Consider the following 5,367-nt stretch of genomic DNA (forward strand, 5'->3'; position numbering starts at 1 on the left):
CTCAAGATAAGGAAGCCGTGGGGTGCGTGTTCGAATAACAGGGTACCGCTCATTCAGGGGGGCGAAACTCAGCACCCGGTCGTGGGGAAATCGTAGAGCTTGCCGGTCTCGGCCCAGTCCGGCGCGGCGAGCCGCACGAAATGGGGGGCGAGGTCCTCGGGCGTCTTGAGGGTCTCGGGGTCCTCCCCGGGCATGGCCGAGCGGCGCATGCCGGTCCGCAAGGGTCCGGGATTGAGCAGCATGGCCCGGATCGCCGTGCTCTCGTTCTCGGCCGCGTAAGTCCGCACCAGGGCCTCCAGTGCCGCCTTCGACACCGAGTAGGGTCCCCAGTAGGGCCGGCACTTCGAGGCCGCCCCCGAGGAGACGAAGATCGCCCGCCCGGCATCCGACATGCGCAGCAGCGGATCGAGGGAGCGGATCAAGCGCCAGTTGGCGGTGACGTTCACGTCCATCACCTGCCCCCAGATCTTCGGGGTGATGTGGCCGATGGGCATGAGCGCGCCGAGGATGCCGGCATTGGCGATCAGGATGTCGAGGCGCTTCCAGCGCTCGTTGATCGCCGCGCCGAGGCGGTCGATCGCGTCGTAATCGGCGAGGTCGAACGGCACGAGGGTGGCGCTGGAGCCGGCCGCCCGCACGCCGTCGTCCAGCTCTTCCAGGGCGCCGACGGTGCGCGCCACCGCAATCACGTGGGCGCCGGCGCCGGCGAGCGCCAGGGCGGCAGCGCGCCCGATGCCGCGGGACGCGCCGGTGACGACCGCGACGCGGCCTTCCAGGGGTTTCTGAGACTCAGCCATGGAGAGGACCTAGCGCATTTACGCCCGCGGGGGATGCCCGTCCGCGCACGGAATCCGCAGATCCGTCAATCCGCCTCGGCCAGCATGGCGAAGCGCTTCGGGCCGGCGATGGAGAGGTCCGTGAGGCCGGTCGGGTAGTCGCCCGTGAAGCAATGGTCGGTGTATTGCGGGCAGGCGGCGTTCCGGGCCTCCTCGCCCATCGCCCGGTACAGGCCGGGGATCGACAGGAAGGCGAGCGAATCCGCGCCGATATACTTGCGCATCGCCTCGAGATCGTGGGTCGCGGCGAGCAGCTTCTCCCGCTCGGGCGTGTCGATCCCGTAGAAATCCGGGTAGGTGATCGGCGGCGAGGCGATCCGGAAATGCACCTCGGCGGCCCCGGCCTCGCGCATCATCCGGACGATCTTCACCGAGGTCGTGCCGCGCACGAGGCTGTCGTCCACGAGGACGATGCTCTTGCCCTCGATCGCCGCGCGGTTGGCCGAGTGCTTCATCCGCACGCCGAGTTCGCGCACCGACTGGGTCGGCTGGATGAAGGTCCGCCCGACATAATGGTTGCGGATGATCCCCATCTCGAAGGGAATCCCGGTCTCCTGCGAGAAGCCAAGTGCCGCCGGGACGCCGGAATCCGGCACCGGCACGACGATGTCGGCCGTGACGGCGGCTTCGCGGGCCAGTTCCCGGCCGATCGCCTTGCGCACTCCGTAGACGCTCTTGCCGTTCACCACCGAGTCCGGCCGGGCGAAGTAGATGTATTCGAAGATGCAGGGCCGCATCGGCACGGCGTCGGCGAAGCGGATCGACTCGATCCCCTCCTCGGAGATCACCACGATCTCGCCGTTCTCGATGTCGCGGACGAACCGGGCGCCGATGATGTCCAATGCGCAGGTCTCGGAGGCCAGCATGTAGCGGCCGTCCAGCTCGCCCAGCACCAGCGGGCGGATGCCCAGCGGGTCGCGGGCACCGATCAACTTCTTGTTGGTGAGCGCCACGATCGCGTAGGCGCCCTGGATCGCCTGCAGGGCGTCGATGAAGCGCTCGATGATCCGCGGCTTCCGGGAGCGGGCCGCGAGGTGGAGGATCACCTCGGTGTCGGAAGTCGACTGGGTGATCGCACCGTCGCGGACGAGGTCGCGGCGGATCGACAGGGCGTTGGTGAGATTGCCGTTATGGGCGACTGCCAGCCCGCCGCTGGCGAGCTCCGCAAAGAGCGGCTGGACGTTGCGCAGGATCGTCCCGCCGGTGGTCGAGTAGCGCACGTGCCCGATGGCGGCGCGGCCCTTCAGGCGGGCGATGGTGTCGCCGTCCGAGAAGGAATCACCCACGAGGCCGGGGCGCCGTTCGGAGTGGAACACCGAACCGTCGAAGGAGACGATGCCGGCCGCCTCCTGGCCGCGGTGCTGAAGGGCGTGCAGCCCCAGCGCGACGATGGCCGAGGCCTCCGGATGGCCGAAGATGCCGAAGACGCCGCACTCCTCCCGGAGCGTGTCGCCATCGAGATCGAAATTGAAAGCGTCGGTGGAGGCGGCGGCGTGTGACATGAGGCGGTCGATCACTCACAGATCCCGGCGGCGAAGGGCCGACGCGCCGGTCGTCGCGGAAGCAATCCGTGCACCACCGGAACCGCTATCTAGGCGTTCCGCACGACGAGTCCTACGGCGAATACCGCAGATCAGCGTCGCGTCGGGGTCGGCGCGGTCTCGGTCCGGCGCTGGGGCGCCGCGTCGGTCTCGGCCGGGGCGTCGGCCGCCTCATTGGGCGGCGTGGCGACCTTCGGCTTCTTGAACTGCTTGAGGAAGCCTTCCGGATTCTCGGGCAGCTGCGCCACGAGGGCGTCGCCGGACTTCTCCAGCATCGGGCGCGTGCGGGCCTGGGCGGCCCAGTCCGGCACCTTGCCCTGGACCAGCCAGGACAGGAACACCCAGCCGATCACGCAGATCAGGAAGCCGCGGGCCGCGCCGAACAGGAAGCCGAGGGAACGGTCGACGGCGCCGATCCGCGAATCGAGCACCACGTCGGAAATCTTGACCGTGATGATCGACACGATGATCAGGGTGCCGAGGAAGATCGCCGCGATCGAGGCGACCAGCGCGACGGTGTCGCTGTTCACGTGCTGCTTCACGGTCGGCAGCAGCATCGGATGGAGCGTCCAGGCGACCGCGGCGGCGGCAACCCAGGCGACGATCGCCAGCACCTCGCGGGTGACGCCGCGCACGGCCGCGAGCAGCGCGGAAACCGCGACGATGCCGAGCACGGCGAGATCCAGTACGGTAAACGGCATCGTTAAACTTTTTGGTACCCGCGGGGATGCCGTGTCCGACCTGCGGCTCCCCCGGACCGCGGTGGATTTATACCAAGCCGGATCTCGGCCGTCACCCTCGCGAGCCCGCCTGATCGCGCGCTGTGCCGTCCTTGCATCAGCCGCGCCGTTCACCAGGGCGCGAGCCGCCGCGCCGAGGGCCCGGCTCCACCCGGGCGCCGTACCGGTGCTATGGGTCCGGCCTGGGGTCCGGTCTGTGCTTCCGGAGCCCCGGTGGCGAATGGATGGAGGCGGTCTGCGTGGCCGAGGCCGGACCTGTGACGGAGATCGGCGCCCACGGCGCCCGGCTCACGATCGACCTCGGGGCGATCGTGGCCAACTGGCGGTTCCTGGCGGCCCGCGGCGCGGGCGCCGACTGCGCCGCAGTGGTGAAGGCCGACGCCTACGGCTGCGGCATCGGTCGCGTCGGGCCGGCCCTGTGGGCCGCCGGCTGCCGGACCTTCTTCGTCGCCCATCTGTCGGAGGGGGTCGCGGCCCGTGCCGCCCTGCCCGAGGCGGCGATCTACATCCTGAACGGTCTGCCACCGGGCGCCGCGGAAGCCTTCGCGGCGCACGAGCTGCGCCCGGTGCTGGGCAGCATCGCGGAGTTGTCGGACTGGGCGGCGCTCTCGTCCGGCCGCCTGCCGGCGGCACTCCACGTCGATACCGGCATGAACCGTCTGGGCCTGCCCGTGCCGGAGGCGCTCGATCTCGCGGGCGATGGGCGGATCACCGCGGCCGGGATCGATCTTCTCCTCAGCCACTTCGTCAGCGCCGAGAAGCCGGAGGATCCGGTCAACGCCCGGCAGATCGCCGATTTCGCCCGCGTCCGGGCGGCGTATCCGCAACTCCGGGCCTCGCTGGCGAACTCGTCGGGCGTCTTCCTCGACGGGGCCCGGCACGATCTCCTGCGGCCGGGCTACGCCCTGTTCGGCGGCAACCCGATTCCGGGGGGCGCCAACCCGATGCGCCCGGTGGTGCGGCTGGGAGCGCTGATCGCACAGGTACCCGACTTCGCATTCGGGGCCAACCGCGGGCTATAACGGCCGCTGGACCGCGCCCCGGCCGAGCCGGCTCGCGACGCTCTCCCTCGGCTACGCCGACGGGTTCCCGCGGGCGATCAGCGGGCGCGGGCAGGCGCTGGTCGGCGGCGTGCCCTGCCCGATCCTCGGCCTCGTCTCGATGGATCTCATCATCCTCGACGTCACTGCGGCGCCCGCCGCGACGCGCGGCGCAACCGCGGTGCTGATCGGAGACGGCCTCGACATCGACGCGGTCGGGCGCTCTGCCGGCACGATCGGCTACGAGATCCTGACCGGGCTAGGTTCTCGTTATGTTCGAGATTATGTAGGCTGACGCACCTCCCCGCTGATCCGCCGGACCGACGGCGCCCCGGATTCGAATGGCCAAGATCCATCAGACCTTCGTCTGCCAGTCCTGCGGGGCGGTCTACAACCGCTGGCGCGGGCGCTGCGAGGCCTGCAACGGCTGGAACACGATCGTCGAGGAGGCGCCTTCGGCTCCCGGGCAGTCCGGGCCAGCGGCGACCCGGCCGTCGCGCAACCGCGGCCGGGTCTTCCCGCTGGAGGGGCTGACCGGCGAGGCCAAGGAGGCGCCGCGCATCCCCTCGGGGATCGGCGAGCTCGACCGGGTCACCGGTGGCGGCTTCGTGCGCGGCTCGGTGATCCTGCTCGGCGGCGATCCCGGCATCGGCAAGTCGACCCTGCTGATGCAGGCCTCCGCCGCCATGGCGGGGACGGGCGAGCGGGTCGCCTACATCTCGGGCGAGGAGGCGGTGGGACAGGTGCGCCTGCGGGCGGAGCGGCTGGGGCTCAGCGCGCTCCCCGTGCAGCTCGCCGCCGAGACCAATGTCGAGGACATCGTCGAGACCCTGAGCCAGGGCCGGCCGCCGGCCCTGGCGATCATCGACTCGATCCAGACCATGTGGACCGAGACAGTGGAATCGGCCCCCGGCACGGTGACCCAGGTGCGCTCCTCGGCCCAGGCGCTGATCCGCTTCGCCAAGACCACCGGCACGGCGGTGATCCTGGTGGGCCACGTCACCAAGGACGGGCAGATCGCCGGCCCCCGGGTGGTGGAGCACATGGTCGACGCGGTCGCGTCCTTCGAGGGCGACCAGGGTCACCATTTCCGCATCCTGCGCGCCGTGAAGAACAGGTTCGGGCCCACCGACGAGATCGGCGTGTTCGAGATGACCGATGCGGGCCTCAGTGAGGTGCCGAACCCGTCCGCCCTGTTCCTGGGGGGCCG

4 protein-coding genes and 1 pseudogene are annotated in these 5,367 nt (G+C 70.3%); 2 read left to right on the plus strand and 3 right to left on the minus strand.

What is annotated here, in order from left to right:
- Positions 1-68: 68 nt before the first annotated feature.
- The 3 genes from I53_RS29425 to I53_RS29435 form a co-directional block, all read right to left on the minus strand.
- The gene (locus I53_RS29425; protein WP_043357781.1) at positions 69-797 is read right to left on the minus strand and encodes an SDR family NAD(P)-dependent oxidoreductase; all 729 of its coding nucleotides are present in this window, start codon (positions 795-797) and stop codon (positions 69-71) included.
- Positions 798-862: 65 nt separating this feature from the next.
- Entirely contained in the window at positions 863-2,338 is a 1,476-nt protein-coding gene (gene purF / locus I53_RS29430; RefSeq protein ID WP_043357788.1) for an amidophosphoribosyltransferase, read from the minus strand.
- Positions 2,339-2,469: 131 nt separating this feature from the next.
- Positions 2,470-3,078, minus strand: coding sequence for a CvpA family protein (locus I53_RS29435; protein ID WP_043357783.1), 609 nt, complete (start codon positions 3,076-3,078; stop codon positions 2,470-2,472).
- A 263-nt stretch (positions 3,079-3,341) separates the two neighbouring features.
- On the opposite strand from I53_RS29435, the pseudogene alr reads away from it, so the two are divergent.
- Positions 3,342-4,452, plus strand: a pseudogene (gene alr / locus I53_RS29440) (alanine racemase).
- Positions 4,453-4,498: 46 nt separating this feature from the next.
- Positions 4,499-5,367, plus strand: an 869-nt coding sequence (locus I53_RS29445) for an AAA family ATPase (RefSeq protein WP_043357785.1), incomplete at its 3' end; no start/stop codon positions are given.

Source organism: Methylobacterium sp. B1 (assembly GCF_000333255.1).
GTDB lineage: Bacteria > Pseudomonadota > Alphaproteobacteria > Rhizobiales > Beijerinckiaceae > Methylobacterium > Methylobacterium fujisawaense.

What these genes read in the sequence shown, in the direction of transcription:
- I53_RS29425 (WP_043357781.1), bottom strand. Translation starts at nt 797, where the DNA reads ATGGCTGAGTCTCAGAAACCCCTGGAAGGCCGCGTCGCGGTCGTCACC.
- purF (WP_043357788.1), bottom strand. Translation starts at nt 2,338, where the DNA reads ATGTCACACGCCGCCGCCTCCACCGACGCTTTCAATTTCGATCTCGAT.
- I53_RS29435 (WP_043357783.1), bottom strand. Translation starts at nt 3,078, where the DNA reads ATGCCGTTTACCGTACTGGATCTCGCCGTGCTCGGCATCGTCGCGGTT.